This window comes from Nocardia sp. Tas62D01 (assembly GCF_055232035.1).
Genome location: NZ_JBUYUZ010000001.1, coordinates 5,890,111 through 5,906,713, shown reverse-complemented (window position 1 = coordinate 5,906,713; position 16,603 = coordinate 5,890,111). Strand labels below are relative to the sequence as shown.

At 65.0% G+C, this 16,603-nt stretch carries 18 protein-coding genes and 2 pseudogenes; 11 read left to right on the top strand and 9 right to left on the bottom strand.

The genetic code is table 11. The features are described 5' to 3' along the window. Positions 1–30: 30 nt before the first annotated feature. A pseudogene (locus ACV7NQ_RS28070) lies at positions 31–181 on the top strand (M24 family metallopeptidase); the annotation flags it as partial. A gap of 95 nt (positions 182–276) precedes the next feature. On the opposite strand, the pseudogene ACV7NQ_RS28065 reads toward ACV7NQ_RS28070, so the two are convergent. Then, positions 277–543 (bottom strand): annotated as a pseudogene (locus tag ACV7NQ_RS28065) (winged helix-turn-helix domain-containing protein); the annotation flags it as partial. A gap of 39 nt (positions 544–582) precedes the next feature. Here ACV7NQ_RS28065 and ACV7NQ_RS28060 point away from each other — a divergent pair. Next, positions 583–1,080, top strand: a complete 498-nt coding sequence (locus ACV7NQ_RS28060) for a cytochrome P450 (RefSeq protein ID WP_463362363.1) — start codon at positions 583–585, stop codon at positions 1,078–1,080. Between the two features lie 193 nt (positions 1,081–1,273). Continuing rightward, complete coding sequence (locus ACV7NQ_RS28055; RefSeq protein WP_463362362.1) at positions 1,274–2,257, top strand: AraC family transcriptional regulator ligand-binding domain-containing protein; 984 nt, start codon at positions 1,274–1,276, stop codon at positions 2,255–2,257. A gap of 55 nt (positions 2,258–2,312) precedes the next feature. On the opposite strand, the gene ACV7NQ_RS28050 is transcribed toward ACV7NQ_RS28055, so the two are convergent. Continuing rightward, on the bottom strand, positions 2,313–3,323 hold the full coding sequence (locus tag ACV7NQ_RS28050; RefSeq protein ID WP_463362361.1) for an LLM class flavin-dependent oxidoreductase: 1,011 nt from the start codon (positions 3,321–3,323) through the stop codon (positions 2,313–2,315). 156 nt (positions 3,324–3,479) lie between these two features. On the opposite strand from ACV7NQ_RS28050, the gene ACV7NQ_RS28045 reads away from it, so the two are divergent. The 3 genes from ACV7NQ_RS28045 to ACV7NQ_RS28035 all read left to right on the top strand — a co-directional run bounded on the left by ACV7NQ_RS28045 (position 3,480) and on the right by ACV7NQ_RS28035 (position 6,279). Then, a complete protein-coding gene (locus ACV7NQ_RS28045) occupies positions 3,480–3,683 on the top strand; it encodes a hypothetical protein (protein ID WP_463362360.1) in 204 nt (67 codons plus the stop codon). A 421-nt stretch (positions 3,684–4,104) separates the two neighbouring features. Continuing rightward, a complete protein-coding gene (gene qhpG, locus ACV7NQ_RS28040) occupies positions 4,105–5,592 on the top strand; it encodes a flavin-dependent monooxygenase QhpG (protein ID WP_463362359.1) in 1,488 nt (495 codons plus the stop codon). A 117-nt stretch (positions 5,593–5,709) separates the two neighbouring features. Continuing rightward, entirely contained in the window at positions 5,710–6,279 is a 570-nt protein-coding gene (locus ACV7NQ_RS28035) for a hypothetical protein (protein WP_463362358.1), read from the top strand. A 6-nt stretch (positions 6,280–6,285) separates the two neighbouring features. Here ACV7NQ_RS28035 and ACV7NQ_RS28030 read toward each other — a convergent pair whose 3' ends face one another. Further along, positions 6,286–6,474 carry a hypothetical protein gene (locus ACV7NQ_RS28030; RefSeq protein ID WP_463362357.1) on the bottom strand — a complete coding sequence of 63 codons (189 nt, stop codon included), beginning with the start codon at positions 6,472–6,474 and terminating at the stop codon, positions 6,286–6,288. 562 nt (positions 6,475–7,036) lie between these two features. Here ACV7NQ_RS28030 and ACV7NQ_RS28025 point away from each other — a divergent pair. From ACV7NQ_RS28025 to ACV7NQ_RS28015, 3 genes are all read left to right on the top strand, one after another. Further along, the gene (locus ACV7NQ_RS28025) at positions 7,037–7,255 is read left to right on the top strand and encodes a hypothetical protein (protein ID WP_463362356.1); all 219 of its coding nucleotides are present in this window, start codon (positions 7,037–7,039) and stop codon (positions 7,253–7,255) included. After that, positions 7,252–8,541, top strand: a complete 1,290-nt coding sequence (locus ACV7NQ_RS28020; RefSeq protein ID WP_463362355.1) for a cytochrome P450 family protein — start codon at positions 7,252–7,254, stop codon at positions 8,539–8,541. The genes ACV7NQ_RS28025 and ACV7NQ_RS28020 overlap by 4 nt, the downstream gene beginning before the upstream one ends. A 121-nt stretch (positions 8,542–8,662) precedes the next feature. Further along, positions 8,663–9,874 (top strand): cation:proton antiporter, encoded by a 1,212-nt coding sequence (locus ACV7NQ_RS28015; protein ID WP_463362354.1) that lies wholly within the window; start codon positions 8,663–8,665, stop codon positions 9,872–9,874. A 217-nt stretch (positions 9,875–10,091) separates the two neighbouring features. Here the strand turns inward: ACV7NQ_RS28015 and ACV7NQ_RS28010 are convergent, their stop codons facing one another. Continuing rightward, positions 10,092–10,370: a hypothetical protein gene (locus ACV7NQ_RS28010; protein ID WP_463362353.1), complete on the bottom strand. Its 279-nt coding sequence runs from the start codon at positions 10,368–10,370 to the stop codon at positions 10,092–10,094. Between the two features lie 266 nt (positions 10,371–10,636). Beyond that, positions 10,637–11,128 (bottom strand): GAF domain-containing protein, encoded by a 492-nt coding sequence (locus ACV7NQ_RS28005; protein ID WP_463362352.1) that lies wholly within the window; start codon positions 11,126–11,128, stop codon positions 10,637–10,639. 743 nt (positions 11,129–11,871) lie between these two features. Here ACV7NQ_RS28005 and ACV7NQ_RS28000 point away from each other — a divergent pair. After that, positions 11,872–12,732 carry a helix-turn-helix domain-containing protein gene (locus ACV7NQ_RS28000; protein ID WP_463362351.1) on the top strand — a complete coding sequence of 287 codons (861 nt, stop codon included), beginning with the start codon at positions 11,872–11,874 and terminating at the stop codon, positions 12,730–12,732. A gap of 9 nt (positions 12,733–12,741) precedes the next feature. Here ACV7NQ_RS28000 and ACV7NQ_RS27995 read toward each other — a convergent pair whose 3' ends face one another. Both ACV7NQ_RS27995 and ACV7NQ_RS27990 read right to left on the bottom strand, forming a co-directional pair. Continuing rightward, positions 12,742–13,566, bottom strand: coding sequence for an ABC transporter permease (locus ACV7NQ_RS27995; protein WP_463362350.1), 825 nt, complete (start codon positions 13,564–13,566; stop codon positions 12,742–12,744). Beyond that, a complete protein-coding gene (locus ACV7NQ_RS27990) occupies positions 13,563–14,384 on the bottom strand; it encodes an ABC transporter permease (protein ID WP_463362349.1) in 822 nt (273 codons plus the stop codon). Before ACV7NQ_RS27990 ends, ACV7NQ_RS27995 begins: the two co-directional genes overlap by 4 nt. 239 nt (positions 14,385–14,623) lie before the next feature. On the opposite strand from ACV7NQ_RS27990, the gene ACV7NQ_RS27985 reads away from it, so the two are divergent. Then, a complete protein-coding gene (locus ACV7NQ_RS27985) occupies positions 14,624–15,124 on the top strand; it encodes a hypothetical protein (RefSeq protein WP_463362348.1) in 501 nt (166 codons plus the stop codon). A gap of 3 nt (positions 15,125–15,127) precedes the next feature. On the opposite strand, the gene ACV7NQ_RS27980 is transcribed toward ACV7NQ_RS27985, so the two are convergent. After that, entirely contained in the window at positions 15,128–15,571 is a 444-nt protein-coding gene (locus ACV7NQ_RS27980) for a hypothetical protein (RefSeq protein ID WP_463362347.1), read from the bottom strand. Between the two features lie 184 nt (positions 15,572–15,755). Then, positions 15,756–16,511, bottom strand: coding sequence for an SDR family oxidoreductase (locus ACV7NQ_RS27975; RefSeq protein ID WP_463362346.1), 756 nt, complete (start codon positions 16,509–16,511; stop codon positions 15,756–15,758). Between the last annotated feature and the right edge of the window lie 92 nt (positions 16,512–16,603).

Here is a 16,603-nt window from a genome sequence, read left to right as displayed (position 1 = left end):
CCCGGCTCGACAGACCCGCCAACGACTCCGCGACCATTCACCGGACACGGCGTTGGTCCCACCTTCCACAGCGGCCTGGTCATGCTGTACGACCAGCACGCCATCGAGTCGATTATCGAACCGGGCATGACCTTCACCATCGAACCGAATCAACCTCGGCGGCATCGACTACGAGATCTGGTGCAGCCGTTGCAGTTGCGCTCCTACACCGAGGGCGCACCTGACGCGAGACTTTCGCGCCGAGGAATTCGACGTCGTGCAGCAGCGTGCCCACGCTCATCCTGCTCGGAGTGTCGTCACTGCGGCCGAATCATGTGCCCACTGGTAGCCGTGGCCGCGGCGCGTGATGATCAGGTGGGGCCGGTTCAACTTGGTGCGCAGTCTGGTCATATGCACGTCCAGCGTCCGTGATACCGCGACGAATGCGTCGCCCCACACACGATCCATCAACTGGGCTCGACTCACCGCGCTGCCGGGCCGCTCCGCGAGGATCCCCAGCAGTTCGAATTCCGTCGGGGTGAGTCGTATCGGCTGCCCGAACACCCGGGGGTCGAGGCCCGGCTGCACGCCGAAGTCGACCGGGTGCTCGACGGCAGGCCGGCCGAGTACGCCGATGTCCGGCAGCTGACCTACACCGCCCAGGTGATCAATGAAGCCCTGCGGTATTACCCGCCGGCCTGGCTGGCCACCCGGCGTGCGACCGAGGATGTGGACCTCAAAGATCTCCACGTTCCCGCGGGCGCCACCGTGATGTTCAGTGCCTATGTCGTGCAACGGGATCCGCGATTGTTCAGCGAACCCGAGAAATTCGATCCGGACCGATGGTCACCGGAGCGGGCCGATGAGATCCACCGGGACGCCATCGTGCAATTCGGTGGCGGGCCGCGTAAGTGCATCGGGGACGTTTTCGCTGTCGTCGAGGCGACACTGGCTCTTGCGACGATCGCCGCACAATGGCGTCTGCGCGTCACACCCGGCGTCCGGATGCAGAAGGTTCCCGGAACCACGTTCACCCCGCGTGATTTGATGATGACCGTCGAGCAGCGTCAGCCCGCCCGGCAACCGACGCCGATAAGCTGATCCGCTTGGCGTAGCACGGGTTTCGGTGCAGGGCCGCAGTGTGGCCGCTGCACCGACGGCGGGCGGCCTGCGGACCGGCCGTCGGAGGTTACGTAGTCGTTGTGTAGACATCAAGATCACCGCCACAGGGCGCGGGGACCGCTCGTGTGGATTACTGTCAGAGGGTCAATGTTCTCTGTCCGGGATTGTTTACATGGATGCGGCAGATCACGTCCTGCTAGCCAGACTCCCTCTCGACGCCACCGGGCTGAGCGAGCCGGTACGGCAGCGGCTGGCCCGCGAAGCCGACATGCCCGACTGGGTGTTGTCCAGCACGGGCGGTACGTTGCCAGGTGGCTTCCAGCAGCGTCTGTGGGAGCTGGTCGAGCATGAACTGGGCGATTCGTCCGTGGCGCTGCGGGCCGGAGGAGCGTATGTCGCAGGGCAGATGGGGCTCAACGATTACCTGTTCATGACGGCACCCAACCTGGCCGAGGGGTTCACCCGGTCCGTCGCGTACCTGGCCGCTCTCACGACAAATTTCTCGCTCTCACCCGCCGCCGAGTCCGCAGAAGAAGTGAACTTCGATGTCGGGCTGCGCAAGGGCGAGGGTCATGGCCGCGAGCTGGCGATGCACTATTCCCTCGTGGGCCTGGCCCATCGCACTCGGTGGGCGACAGGCGGAGTGGTGAATCCGGCACGGGTCTGCTTTCGACAGGGCGCACCTCGACGCCACGATCTCTACACCGAGTTACTCGGCACCGACCGGGTCGAATTCGATGCTCCCACTGACCAACTCACCTTCCGGACGGCCGACCTGACCCGACCGCTCCAGACCGCGGATCCCATGCTCGCCAAGATCCTGCTCCGGTACGCCGCGACCTTGGCACCGCCACCGCCACCCACCACGACCTGGTCGGAGCAACTGCAGCGCGTGCTGACCACCATGCTCGGAGACGGTCCGGTCACCCTCGACCGCGCGGCGCGGCACATGGCCGCGAGTCGACGGAGCCTGCAGCGACGGCTCGCGGAGGAAGGAACCACCTGGCGTCGTGAACTCGACCGGGCTCGGCGCCAGGAACTGGAGAACCAGTACCCCCAGCACTCGCACAACCGGAACGATATGGCCCGCCAACTCGGTTATTCCGACGCCCGCGCCCTCCGCCGGGCCTACCACCGCTGGTCGACCGAGGACTGACGATGTTTCCCCGGTCAGGTCACGACCGCTTCACCTCCTGTCGGCGAGTAGCGGCTCAGCGCACCTGAGGGGCGACCTTCTCGCCCAGCAATTCGATGTTGTGCAGCACCTTATCGTGCGGCACCGTGCCGACGCTGGTGTGCAGCATGAAGCGATCCAGTCCCAGGGTGTCGCGGACGTCGGCGACCTTCTCCGCCACGTAGTCCGGTGTGCCGACGAAGAGGGAACCGCTCTGGGAGCGTAGGGCGTCGAACTGGGCGTGGGTCATCGGGCCCCAACCGCGTTCGCGACCGATGGTGCTCATCGCCAATGCGTACGGCTCGTAGAAATCCGCCACGGCCTGCTCATCGGTATCGGCAATGTAGCCGTGCGCGTGCACCGCCACCGGCTGCTTCTTGTGTCCGCCCTCGGCCAGCGCCCGGTGATACAGATCCACCAGCGGCTTGAAGCGCGCGGGCTCCCCGCCGATGATCGCGATCGCCAGGGGCAAGCCGAGCAGTCCGGCGCGTACGACCGATTCCGGGCTGCCGCCCACCGCGATCCACACCGGCAGTGGCCGGTTGTCGGTGCGCGGGTAGACGACCGCATCCCGCAGCGGCGCGCGGAATTTGCCGTCCCAGTTCACCGGCCCGTCCTCGCGAATGTGCAACAGCAGCGCCAGCTTCTCCTCGAACAGCTCGTCGTAATCGGACAGGTCGTAGCCGAACAGCGGGAAGGATTCCGTGAAAGAACCACGCCCGGCCATCAGCTCCGCGCGTCCATTCGACAGGCCGTCGAGGGTCGCAAAATCTTGGTACACCCGTACCGGATCGTCAGAGCTCAGCACGGTCACCGCACTGGTCAGCTGGATCCGCTCGGTCTTGCCCGCGATGGCCGCCAAGACGACCGCGGGCGAAGACGCCGCGAAATCCTTGCGGTGATGCTCCCCGACGCCATAGACATCGAGCCCGGCGCGCTCGGCGGCGACGGCCTCGTCCACCACCTCGCGCAGGCGTTCGGCCGCAGTTGGTGCGGGCCGGTCGCCGACCGGGTAGAGCTCGGCGAATGTCGTGAGTCCCAGTTCCACAGCTCGAATCCTGTTCGTGAGTGGTTTCTACGTCAACTACTACCCTAAACGGACCGTGGTCCGCGCCTATTCCTGCCCGCGATCATGGGCATTCGAATCACGCGGAGCGAAGTCGGCGCGGGACGACAACCAGCAGATCGGCAGGTAGGGCCACGCGTGCACGAATACGCCGGATTCACCGCCGCGCAACTGGCCTCAAAGCTCGGCAAATGGCGTCCGCCGCAAGGCTATACGCTCGTCGACCGCCACCCGGAGCTGACCAAGGTCTGCGACGAACTCACCGCCGGACAGATTCTGCGCGCACGCCTCGCGCAACCCCAGGCTCCGCCGTACCCTGATTCTGCAGCGAGAGCGAGGTGATGACCAGACGACACCGACCATCGCCACCCCGCCCACGACCAAGGCCATCGCCCCGCTGCGGCAAGCCCGCCTGGCGAAAAACGTGACCCTGGACCAGATCTGCGCCGACCTCGACCCGCCTCCGCCGACGGCTCCTCCGGTGTCCACCCCGGCATGCCGGCTGTGACAGTCTGGTGTGGAAATCTCGTACCGAGAGTCCCCTCTACATACCAGCATCCACACTCCGACCAGCCCAAAGTTACCAAATGCCCTCTTGTACTTGATGATTCGATATTCATTGCTACAATCAACAGTGTGCCGTTAGGTTAGCTAACTAGCGGCAGCACTTGATCCGGGTTTGCCCACGGCCGTGGGCCCCCGGAGTCGGTCCCGTGCCGGTGCGGGCGCACTATCCGTTGTCAGCAGTTGCAGGGAGTTTGCTATGGGGTCTAAACCGCATGTTCTGGTAATAGGTGGAGGTCCGGCCGGTTCGACCACGGCAGCCTTGCTCGCGCGATCGGGGATTCGAGTGACCCTCCTGGAACGAGAGAAGTTCCCCCGGTATCACATCGGGGAGTCGCTGCTCGCATCGTGCTTGTCGACACTTCGCGTGTCCGGTGCCTACGACCGGGTTGCTGCTCATGGTTTCCAGGTGAAGTGGGGCGGGTTTTTTCAGTGGCAGGACGATACCTGGCTGTTGGACTGGTCCAAGCTCGTGGACGCGGAAGCCTGGTCGTGGCAGGTCAACCGAGCCGAGTTCGACAAAATTCTGCTCGATAACGCATCCGAACAGGGCGCCACAGTGATCGAGCAGGCCACTGTCAAGAATGTGCTGTTCGACGGCGACCGTCCGACAGCCGTCGAATGGACCGGGCTCGGTGACGATCGAACCCGGACTACCGAGTTCGATTTTCTCGTCGACGCCTCGGGAAGGGACGGCCTGTTGTCCAAGCGACATTTCGGTATGCGCCGATCGCACCCGGCGTTCCGGAACATCGCGATCTGGTCGTACTGGAAAGGCGCCCACCTGCATCCGGATAGTCCGGAAGGCGCAATCAACGTCGTATCGACCGCCGAAGGCGGCTGGTTCTGGCACATTCCGCTTTCCGACGGCCGCTTCAGCGTCGGCTATGTGATTTCCGCACGCCAGGCCGCTGAGAAACTCCGGGAGCACGAATCACGGACCTCGTACTACCTCGACGCCATCCGCGACACTAAGGCAATGAGCGAGCTGCTCGAGGGAGCAGAGCAGGTCGCCGACGTCCGGGCCGAGCAGGACTACTCTTACACATCGGATCGGTTCTGCGGTCCGGGCTATGCCATCGTCGGTGACTCGGCGTGCTTCCTCGATCCGTTGTTGTCCACCGGCGTACATTTGGCGACGTACTCGGGGCTGGTCGCATCGGCGGCGATTGCGACCACCTTGCGGGGCGAGATGAGCGAGACCGACGCACTGGCCTTTTACGAGTACACCTTTCGACGGGCGTACACGCGATTCCTGTCCCTGGTTTCGCGAATGTATGAACAGTACGTCGGATCCGACGAATATTTTTCGCATGCCAGCAGCCTCACCGCGGCGCGCGATGGCGACACCCCGCAGGAGTCGTTCACCCGGATCATGGCGGGGCTGACCGATGTGGACGAGTCGTCGGGAGAGCAACAGCGCGCCGGGACCGACACCATCGTCTCCGAGGCCGAACGTCTCCACGCGGAGTCGGACGGGGTGAATATCAAATACATGGGTGGCCTGGATATGTCCCCGGTGTGGGACCACTGGCGCGACCCGTTGGCGGACACGGTGATGGGTGATGTGCGAATTACGACCGAGCCGGTACTCGGCCTGACCAGTCGAGCCCGCACCGCCGCGGAGATGGAGGCCGTGGCTCGCCCAGTCTTACCACCGACGGGTGCTGGCGGCACCACACATTAGGCCCTGGTTTTCCGGATTTCTCGTGAAAACAACTGCGCGGAGCCGACGGCTGTGACGATAACTCAATCCGTCCCCGAACCACCGGGCGATTCCCCGGCCGGTGGTTCGGATTTCCGGATGAACAGAGACGAGATCGGGCAATTCGGCCACCCGCTCACCAGGATGCTGCTGGTCAGCGACGGCTTCACAATGCCGGCACTCGAGGCGATACTCGGCACGGAACTCCAGGTTCGTGTGCTCCGCCAAGACGATATGGCGGCCAGCCGGCTACCCACCACCGTCACCGATGCATTGCAGTTGTCCGGTACCGACCGCGTCATTGTCCGCCGCTCATGTCTGATCAATTCCGACATGGTCGCCGTATCTGTCAATCATGTCGTCGCCGTGAGCGGACCCGCGGCCGCGTGTGGAGTGGACGATATGCAGATGCCGATCGGTTACAGCCTGATTTCTCGGGGTGTATCCCAGCGCCGTCACATACTGCGGGCGGGCTTGACGAGATGGCCGGACGGCCGCCTCTGTGCTGCGAAGTCATACGTAATCGTGCTCGGAGATCGGCCCCTCTGCTATATCCGGGAATCCTTCAATCCCGCCGTCATTCCGCCGGACCACGCCCATACCACTGACGGCGATCTGCACTGGGCCGACGAGCCGGAAACCCCGGAATCGGGACCGACCGATCTTTAGATAGCATCACTGGCGACCTACGAGACCTCGGGAGGCGACCGCTGGCACCGGAATGTCTTTCCACGGCAGCGATTTCACGCGGGTGTGCAGGCCGGGCTGGTTACGTTTCATGGTGAGCACGTAGTGGCCATCGCGGTCGCGGATGGCCTGGGCGGTCGCACCGCCTTTGACGGTCTTGCCATCGAAACTGATCACCCCGCCTCCCGCGGATCGTGCTGGTGCGCAGCCACATCCACGCACCGATCACGGCATCGATCCGGTCTGCGGCGAGCTTGCCTGCCCAGTCTGTGGATCGTCGATTCCGATGGCACCGCGCCGGCAACCCCCAGCCTGACCAGCACGCCCGCCGGGCATCAGCAGCCCAGTCTGCGATCGCGGTGAACGACCGCGCCCCGGCCAGCGTGGCCGGTACCGCGATCGCCAGCACTAGGCAACCTCGTTCCAATGTTGCTAGCGTGGGCGAGTCGCCAGTTCTGGACGACAGGTCATGGAAGTCTGTAGTTTCGAACCCGTCAACGACGAGAGAGCTGATGAATCAAGAGGTCGCCGTGGTGTTTTCATGGTTCTGGCCCCTCACAGGGCTGATCGCCGTGGCGGTCGCGGTCTGCGGTGCGGTACGTGAAACAGCAACGGGCGCGCGCCGACGCGCTGGCGCACGAACAGGGGCCCTACGAGGAAACTCTCGAGCCGTTCGCCGGAGCACTGCCGTCGGTTTCCGAGGCGATCAGGCTTCGCGGTGCCGGTGAACGTGGGGGCAATGCCTTGGGTTCTCGGGGAGCGCAGCGTGTCGTATTCGTTTGCTGTCAACCAGTTCGAGGGTGTTAAGCGTTTTGCGCCCAACGAAGCTCGTGAAGCGTTCGATCTGAAACCCGGCACGCCAATGACCTCGCTCGATGCACGTGATCGAGGCGCGTGTCTGCGCTCACTGATCACTCTCGCCGAATCCCTGTTCCATCGTCTGGAGTCACGTCTTTGACCACACCACAGTCCCCAACGTCCGCGCCTAACACCACTGCCGGAACTTGCCCCGTCCAGCACGGATCATTTATCGATACCGATGACCCCCGAGTTTTGCTGTATACACCGGAGTTCGTCGCTGACCCACATCGCGCCTACCGCGAGATGCGGCGTCAGTACGGCTCGCTGGTTCCGATCGAATTGGCACCGGGTGTGCCTGCCACTCTTGTGATCAGCTACACGGCCGCGGTGCGAATCCTCAACGACCCCCACCACTTTCCAGCCGATCCACGAACCTGGCAGAAGACCATTCCCGAGGACTCTCCCGTTCGGCCGATGATGGAGTGGTATCCGGCCGCGAGGTACAACAGCGGAGCTGCGCATGCGCGCTATCGGCAGGCCTCCGTCGCGAGCATCGACGGAATCGATGTGCATGCCCTGGATTCCACAGTCGAGAAAATCGCCGTCCCGCTGATCAATACCTTCTGCGAGACCGGTTCCGCCGACTTGGTGACCCGGTACGCGTTTCCGCTCGTCCTCGAGGTCCTCAACCAGATGGTCGGCTGCCCGGCCGAGATCGGCCAGCGGGTCGCGACCGGTATGGCCGCGCGCTTCGATACAGTCAAGGGCGCCCAGGGCATGGAAATGCTCAAAGAGGCACTGATGGAGCTGATTCGGCTCAAGCGCGCCCAGCCCGGTGGCGATGTCACCTCACGGCTGGCGCATCACCCGGCCGACCTCGACGACGTGGAGATATTCGCCCAACTGATGAGCTTTTACGGTGCGGGCTTCGAAGCGCAGCGCAATCTGATCACGAATGCACTGCTGCTGATAATCACCGACGACCGGTTCCGGTTCGGCGATGTCCTCGGTAGGAACCTGTCGACCGTCGACGCGCTCGACGAGGTTTTGTTCAACGACCCGCCGATATCGAACTTCTGTACAACGTACCCGCGGCAGCCGATAATGATCGACGATGTCTGGTTGCCCGCAGACCAGCCGGTCCTCATCAGTCTCGCCGGCTGCAACAACGACCCCCAGATCCGCGGGAACGACGACCTCGGCGGGAGCCATATCGGCAATCGCTCGCATCTGGCGTGGAGCGCTGGGCCGCACGCCTGCCCGGCCAGATCCGTAGCGTACCTGACTGTGCAGTACGCCATCGATCAGCTGCTCGATGCCCTCCCCGAAATACAGCTGGCCGTGCCTGCGGACAAGCTGGTCTGGCGGCCGGGTCCTTTCCACCGGGCTATGACGGCATTCCCGGTTGTCTTCCCCAAGTCCCCGCCGTTGAGCATCGTGTAGGGAGACTCCGGTGGGTGCGCGGCCCGCCATCGAGCAGCAACCCGGCCGGTGGCCGGGTGCGGTCGAGGCATTCGTGGTCCAACTTTCGTACGAGTAGATGGTGCCCAGTAACCAAGTTGTAGTGCTGCTGGTTGATCTCGTTCTCATAATGGCGGCGGCACGCTTGTTGGGCCGCTTGGCCGAGCGAGTCGGCCAGCCCGCAGTGATCGGGGAGATAGCGGCGGGGATCATAGCCGGACCCACTGTTCTCGGGTCGCAACTGTCGGGCGTGATCTTTCCGCAGGACATCCGTCCGTACTTGAGCGCGTTCGCCAACGTCGGCGTGATGATCTTCATGTTCGTCGCTGGGTTGGAGATCGACCGAGGATCGTTCGCCGGAGGCCGGCGTCGTGTGGCCACAGTGTCGCTGTCGGCCTATGCGGCTCCGTTCGTGCTGGGATGTGTTCTAGCCCTTGCGGTTCTACCCCGCCACCGTGGCGGAGACCGGTTGAGCTTCGCTCTTTTCCTCGGTTGCGCGCTAGCGGTGACGGCGTTTCCGGTCCTGGCCCGGATCTTGCACGATCGTGGCCTGACAGGCACCCGCATCGGTCAGCTCAGCCTCGCCTGCGCCGCGATCGACGACATCCTGGCCTGGTGCGTTCTCGCCGTAGTGCTCGGCATCGCTCGCCCTGGACTCAGCCAGCAGTGGCGCCTGGCACTGCTGGTGCCGTTGGCCCTCGGGGCGTGGTGGATCGTTCGTCCGCTGCTCGCTCGCGTGGCCGCCGCGACCACTCGTCAGACGATGATTTTCGCTGCCGTCTCGGGCGCACTCCTTTGGGGTGCCGCGACTGAATGGATCGGCCTGCACCTGATCTTCGGGGCCTTCCTGTTCGGCGTTATCTTCCCTCGCACGCACCGGTCCGCGGTCGAGCCCGGTGCTCGTCTGCTGAGTTCGGTGTTCCTACCTGGCTTCTTCGTTGTCGCAGGGCTACAAGTCGACCTCGGATCGATCGACCGAGCGGGTGTCGCCGAGCTGCTGGCCATCCTGTTGGCCGCGCTCGCCGGGAAGCTCGGCGGTACCTTCCTGGCGGCCCGTCTCACCGGGATCGACGCCCGGTCAGCGGGCGCCCTAGCGGCCCTTCTGAACACGCGTGGCTTGACCGAACTCATCATCCTCAATGTGGGGCTGACCACCGGACTCATTGGAGCGCAACTGTATTCGATGCTGGTAGTCATGGCGCTGGTGACGACGGCAATGACGGCACCCCTGCTCCGTGTGCTCGAGGTACCCGGCGATGTGCCCGGCCGCCCGCCACACGGTGAAGTTGCACCAGGAGTCCAGATAGCCTCATGACCGCCGCCGACCCGCACTTGGCGCGGGTTGCGCATGGACAAAACGCCCGCGAAGTCACACGTGAGCCGCAACCCAAAGCGGGGCCGAACCACTGCCTCCACAACGTCCCACGACAACTCATCCACGGGCACTGACGACAACTCGGCCTCGACCGCGGGTCGGGTGGCCCAGAACAGCCCGAACGGGTGCCGTCGTATTCCCTATGCGGAACTTGGTGTCACAGCAGTTCGGCGTACATGTCTCCCCCGCGGGTGCCGAACTCGATCTGGGTGGGGAACATCGAGGGGTTACCGGCGATGCGGTGGCGATAGTGCAGGTCGATCAGGGTGGTCGCCCACTCGAACAGCGGATCGGGTAGGCGGAAGGTTCGGCCGTCGGTGCAGCGTACATAGGCCGGTGCGGCTGGATCGTCGATTCCGACAGCGGCGATATCCAGGACAAGCCCGGTTTCTTTCGCGGAACTGACCGTGGGTGGTCGGAGTTCGTTGTCGTCCATGCTTGGGCACGGTAGCGCGAACCGCGGGCCGAGGACGCCGTCTCCTGCGGCGTGTCCGCTTCCGACGCAGTCTCTACCAGGGGTCATAGCCGGTACTGATGACTGTTACCGATTCGATACGCCACCGGCCCCCTGTGGCGCGGAGTGCCTCTGGACTCGTCGCGTCCCGATCGGGAATCGGGACGTTGCAGGGCGGGGCCAGCGACGCCCGAGCTGCCCGCCATCGCTGTACGACGGCGATGAGGTCTCATCATCCCTTGCGGACCTCACCACTGCACAGCGCGGTGCAGCAGGGCGGCGGCGCGGTTGGAGGCGATAAGAATGCTGTGGCGAGCGCGGCCGAGGAAGGCCGCCGGGTAGTCCGAGTAGGCGGTGAGCACACCGCATGCCATGGCGCCGCGGGTGATCAGCGGCTGGCAGTGCAGCGATCTAACACCCAGCGCGCGCAACTGGGCACAATAGTCCGGCCAGCGCCGCTCGCCATCGAGGTCGGCCACCGTGACCGCGACCCCGCTGGCCACAGCTTCTAGCCCCGGCCCAGCCTGGTAGATCAGCTGCGTTTCCTCCAAGATCCGTGCCCGCGCCGCCGATTCCGCGACGACCACGAGGTCACCAGAGCGACAACTGGTGATCGCGACCGCGGGGCGGCCCGTCAGAGTCGCAGAGGTGAGCGCAGCGAGCTGATACAGAATGCCCGCGCCCGCACTATCGATCGGTTTTCGCCCGCCAACGGCGGGATCGGTCAGCTGTGAACGCATGTGAACCCCTCGGACGGATCGACGACCGAAACGGCATACGCAATGCGGGGGTGGTGCAGAACCCGCCCAGCCCGTCTCCACAGAGTGCCGGGCGGGTTCTGATCCCGCCAGCCACACAACACCGGGAGATTCGTGTGACTCAGGCCACTATACCGGCTGGTCGGTTTCTGATGTACGGGTCGAACCCCATCGATCCACCAGCTCCCGACACTGTTGTCGCTGCCCAGAGTGAATTCCACTGGTCCGGGCAGGCCGAGATCGCGCTCGGGGTCGGTGCGCCAATTCGCCGGGCTTGCGGGTCCGGGACGCATGCGGCGACACATTCGTCCAGCATCCGCTCGACTTCGTCGTGCACACCCTGGCACATGCTGATCCAGCCGATCAGGGCCATCGCCGATATCTGGAGCTCGACAGGCTGTGGATCGCGCCCACGCGTGACCGCCAGTGTCCGCTCGGCCCAGCGGCAGTAGCCGCTGGCAGAGCACCAGTGCGCGGCGAACGTCGCACCGACGCCCACAAGTATGTGCCGGACATCGGTAGCGCCGCGACGCGCCGATCCGATCCGCCGGCCACCGGAAATCATCACCCCATTGCACCGAAAACCCTGAACCGCGTTGTTACGGAAGGCGGTAGGCTCGGACGCTACGAACACCGTTGCAAATGTGCAGCGCGTGGCGAGCTCTCACACATGCAAGAACGCAATGGTGCGTCCAGGTAGTGCGCCGGGTGAAAGGGTTGTTGTCATGGCAGGCAAGCGGACGGTCCTGACCGCGGGATTGCGCCGACTCTCGGTACTGCTGTTCGACATGCGCGAACAGGCTGGTCTCAGCAAGGAAGAGGTCAGCGGCAAGACCGGAATCAACATCACCACGCTCTACCGGATCGAGACGGCGCAGGCCCGGCCGCAGCGGCGCACCCTGATGACGATGCTCGACCTGTACGGCGTCACCGATCAGCAGCGCGAGGATGCCCTCGAGCTGCTGTCGGACGCGCTCAAACCGGGTATGTCGCGGCCCTACGAGGCCAGCCTGACCGACGTGTACGCCGCGTACATCAACTTCGAGTCCGAGGCGCTCTCGGCCCGGCACTACCAAACCTCGTTCATCCCAGGGCTATTGCAAACCGGACAATATGCGATAGCGGTCATCGACACCTCCATGCCGAAACTCGAGGCGTCGGCCCTGGAACGCCGCGCGCAGGCCCGGCACGACCGCGCCGCCGTACTGACCAAGAGCGATCCGCTGGAACTGTGGGTGGTGCTGGACGAGGCCGCGATACGACGGAAGGTCGGCGGACCCGAGGTCATGAACGGACAGCTGATGCGGCTGCTCGAGGAGACCAAGAAGAAGAACGTGATCCTGCAGATCCTGCCGTTCGAGGCGGGCGCCCATCCCGGCATGGCCGGATCCTTCACGCTGCTGGACTTCCCCAATCCGGCCGACCCGGAACTGGTGTATGTGGAGGGCATCGCAGGCGACGACTTGATCGAGGGTCACACCGAAATCCGCCGCTTCGGAGTGATTTTCGACCAGCTGCGCGCCATGGCGCTGAGTCCGCGCGACTCTATGAACCTGATCAACGAGGCCGCCGAGCACATGCGCTGAGACAGCTTGCTAGGCCCGGCTGGCACGCCGATACCCGACCGCGGCGGGGATCGCGAAGAGCACCATCGCGCCGACCGACCAGGCCATGCTGGCCAGCAGCGGCGCGCGCACCGCGCCGCCGAGCGACAGTCCGCGCATGGCCTCGATGGCATAGGTCATCGGCTGGTGCTCGACGATCGGGCGGGCCCACCCCGGGTAGGCGAACAGCGGCACGAACCCGGTGCAGAAGAACATCATGATCGACGATCCCAGCGAAACCGCCTCGACCAGAGCGGCTTTCGCACTGAACACGGCAACCGCGGTGACCAGTGTCGCGAAGCCGAGCCCGAACAGCATCGGCACCCCGAACATCGCGATCCCGGCCAGCACGCCCCGCTCGAATCGGAAGCCGAGCACCACACCGACCGCGAAAATCACTACGGTGCACAACAGGATCCGGACACCCTCGGCGACGATCCGCGCGGCCGGCCCGGACGCACGGTGCACCGGCAGCACCCAGAACCGCGCGAGCAACCCCTGGTCGCGTTCCCGGCCGAGGGTGACGGCGCCGGCCAGTGACCCCGACATCACCCCGACCAGCGACACCATCGGCACCGATCCATACAGCGCGCTCGCACCCGCGAACGACGAAATCTGGCGGCCCAGCACCGTATTGAGCATGATCAGCAGCAGCGCCGGGTAGACAAGCGACTGAATGACCGTCAGCGGATCACGCCACCACCGCATCAACAGCCGCTTGGTCTGAATCATCGTCTGCGGCAGCAGCAACCGCCAGGTCTCGGTGCGGCCGGACACCGTCGGCAGGGCCCGCGCGGGCGTCAGCGTCCGCGTCATGCCGACCTCCGCATGGCGACGACCGCGCACGCACCGCCGAACACCACGGCCAGACCGAGCGTCCAGGCCAGCGCGGGACCGAGCACCGGCCAGCCCACCGCGCCCGCGTTGGGCGTCGAATCACCGGCGAGCGCCCGCAACCCCACCACGAATTGCGACACCGGCTGGTTGCGCGCGAAACCCTGTATCCAGGAAGGAAATTGCTGGGCGGGTGCGAAGCCGGTGGACACCATGCCGAGGATCAGCTGCGGCAGGATCAATACCTGGGTGGTCGCTTCGGGGCTGCGGGAAATACTGCCGAGCAGATCGGCGCCGAGGCACAGCGCCAACGCGATCAGCAGCGCGAAGCCGAGGAAACCGACTGTGTCCCACCAGCTTCCATAGAATCTGAACCCGATCAGCGCGCCGCACACCAGCGCCGCGGACAGGGCGATCAGCGCGCGATAGAGCGCGGCGGTGATCCGCGCGGCCAACGGCATCACCGCCGCCATCGGCATCGAACCGAACCGGAGGTTGAGCCCATCCCTGGCGTCGGTGGCCGCCCGGAACGCGGCCGACGTCGAACAGAAGGCGACCGCCTGCATCACGATCATCGGCATCAGGAACTGCGCGTAACTGCTCAGCCCGTGCCCGAAGACGGTCATCACCAGGTTCAGCGGTACATAGAACGCAATAGTGAACATCGTCGGCGCGAGCACCGCCGTGAGGACCTCGCCATTGCGCCAGGACGGCCGGATCAGGCGGCAGGTCAGCACCCACCATTGGGCCACCCGCGCGGTGCGCGGTCGCGGCGCGTCGACTAGCCGATCGCTGCTCATCTGCACAGCTCCATCCTCCGTGACAGCCATGCTGATCGGCCTGGAACCGGCTGTTGTCCGCTGTCGCTCGGAACAGAGTACGTATCGAACTCGGCGAAAGTTCGGCTCTGCTCGACGAGCCGGGTGCAGACGGCCAGGCCGAGGCGGGATCGAATTGTCCGACGTCGGAATCGATCACGGGTGTTATGCCGGAATCGCGGAAGTGACGGCCGACTCGCGGATCGGTAAGGTGTGCCTCGATGACCAGCATGGAAGCTCGTTTCCGTGACGCTATCCGGACCGTGCCACACCCCAGCCCATGGAACCTGTCTGCCTATCTGGCAAGCGTAGCCGCGCACCGCGGCCGGTCGATCTCGCTGCGTCCCGTCCCCGCGGCGATGCTCGCGGAGGCCGGCTGCCGAGGCAGCGGTCTGTGGGTGGCGCGCAAGCACGACGACATCATCGTGTACGACTCCGAAGCCACCGAACGCAATGCCGACCACATCATCCTGCACGAAGTGGGACACATGCTGCTCGGGCACGGCCGCGACGACGCCGATCCCGCCACGCCGCTCGCACCGACCCTGGCCGCGCTGCTGCCCTCCATCTCGCCGGTATCGATCCGACATGTCCTCGGCCGCAGCGACTTCGGCACCGAACGCGAGCAGGAGGCGGAGGTGTTCGCCGATATGACCATGGTGTACGCGACGCTGCCGCGGCGGCGGGATCGGTCGTTCCGGCTGTTCGGCCGCGGAAAGTAGCCGCTAACCCGTGCCGTCGGGTAGTCGCCTGGTTCCGGCACGCAATTCGTCAACCAAATCCTGGTAGGCGTCCGCCAACTCGTTGAGCTGCACCCAGGCGTCATAGAACACCGGCTCCGGGGCCAGCGCCAATGGCACGAAAGCCAGCGTGGTCATCCGCGCGAGCCGATCCACGATCTGCCCGACCGTTTCGCCGTGTACGCCCGCGATACAGAAGGGCACAGGCATCGCCAACGTCACCCACAGATCGATGGCCCGCACCAGCTTCGCGCGCCGCCGATCCAGCTTGGCCATCGCGCACACCGGCGTCTGCTCACGCAGTTGGTGCAGCTGAGCCAACTCTCCGACGGCCTCCAACATCGGATGATCATCGTGCGGCAACCCGCGGCAAGCCGCGATCAGCAGGTCCCGACCCGGCACCATCCGGTCGTTGTCCGGGTATCTCATCTCGGTCTCCCCCCGACGCCGAGTACCGCCGCCGTTCGCCAGTCCGAACAGCAACGTCTGAACCGCACCGCCCGACCGGATCCCACTCTCCGATTATCGTTCCGAATCCCCCCGCGACCACCCGAAACGTCGGATATTACTGCCGGGCGGGACCGCATCGAGGTAGGTTCGACGCACGGCCGGGTTACAGCGTGGCGAGGTAGTCCTCGCCACCCACGTAACTGGTGTGGCCGGGCTCGTCTCGGGTGTTGGTGGCCGCGGCGACGGCGGCGGCGAAGTCTTCGATCGTTGGTAGCGCACCGTGGTGGCGGCGGGCCGAGACCGCGTCGGGGTTTCGACGTTCCAGCAGGCGCACAATGATGGTGCCGTCGATCATGTCGCCGGAGACGACGTTCAGGCCCAGGCCGTGTGCGGTGAGTTCCGGAATCATCGCGCGCAGGGCGTCCTCGCCCGCGCGCTTACTCTCGGCGATGGGCTCGTAATCGGCGGGGACCGGTTTGCGGCCGTGGAAGTGCGCTTGGTGGCTGGTGACGAAGACGATGCGGCCACCGGAAGGCAGGATCGGCAACGCCAGTCGCACAAGGCGCAGTTGCGCATCGCGATTGATCGCCATCGCGTACCCGGGGGCGGCATTGCGTTCCAGCCCACCGGATGCGTTGAGCACCAGCACATCCAGACGGCCGAAGCGCTCCGTGACTCCGTCGATCAGCGCGCCGGCGGAGTCCGGGTCGGCGATATCCGCACCCGCCGTCGAGGCGCTGCCGCCCGCAGCGACGATCTCCTCGGCGAGCTTCGCCGCGCGCGTGTGCTTTTCGCGATAGTTGATGATCACGTGGTCACCGCTCGCGGCCAGCATACGCGCCGTTTCGGCGCCGATGCCCCGCGAAGCCCCGGTGATCAAGATGATCCGCTGTTCGGTCGAGTTTCCTATTTCGCCCACCGTCTCCCTCTCGATCGCGGACCAACCCGCGGCAATGCTTCTGATTTAGAATCACTATGGTAGTTCGAAATGAGAAGTGCAAGCGGAGCGAA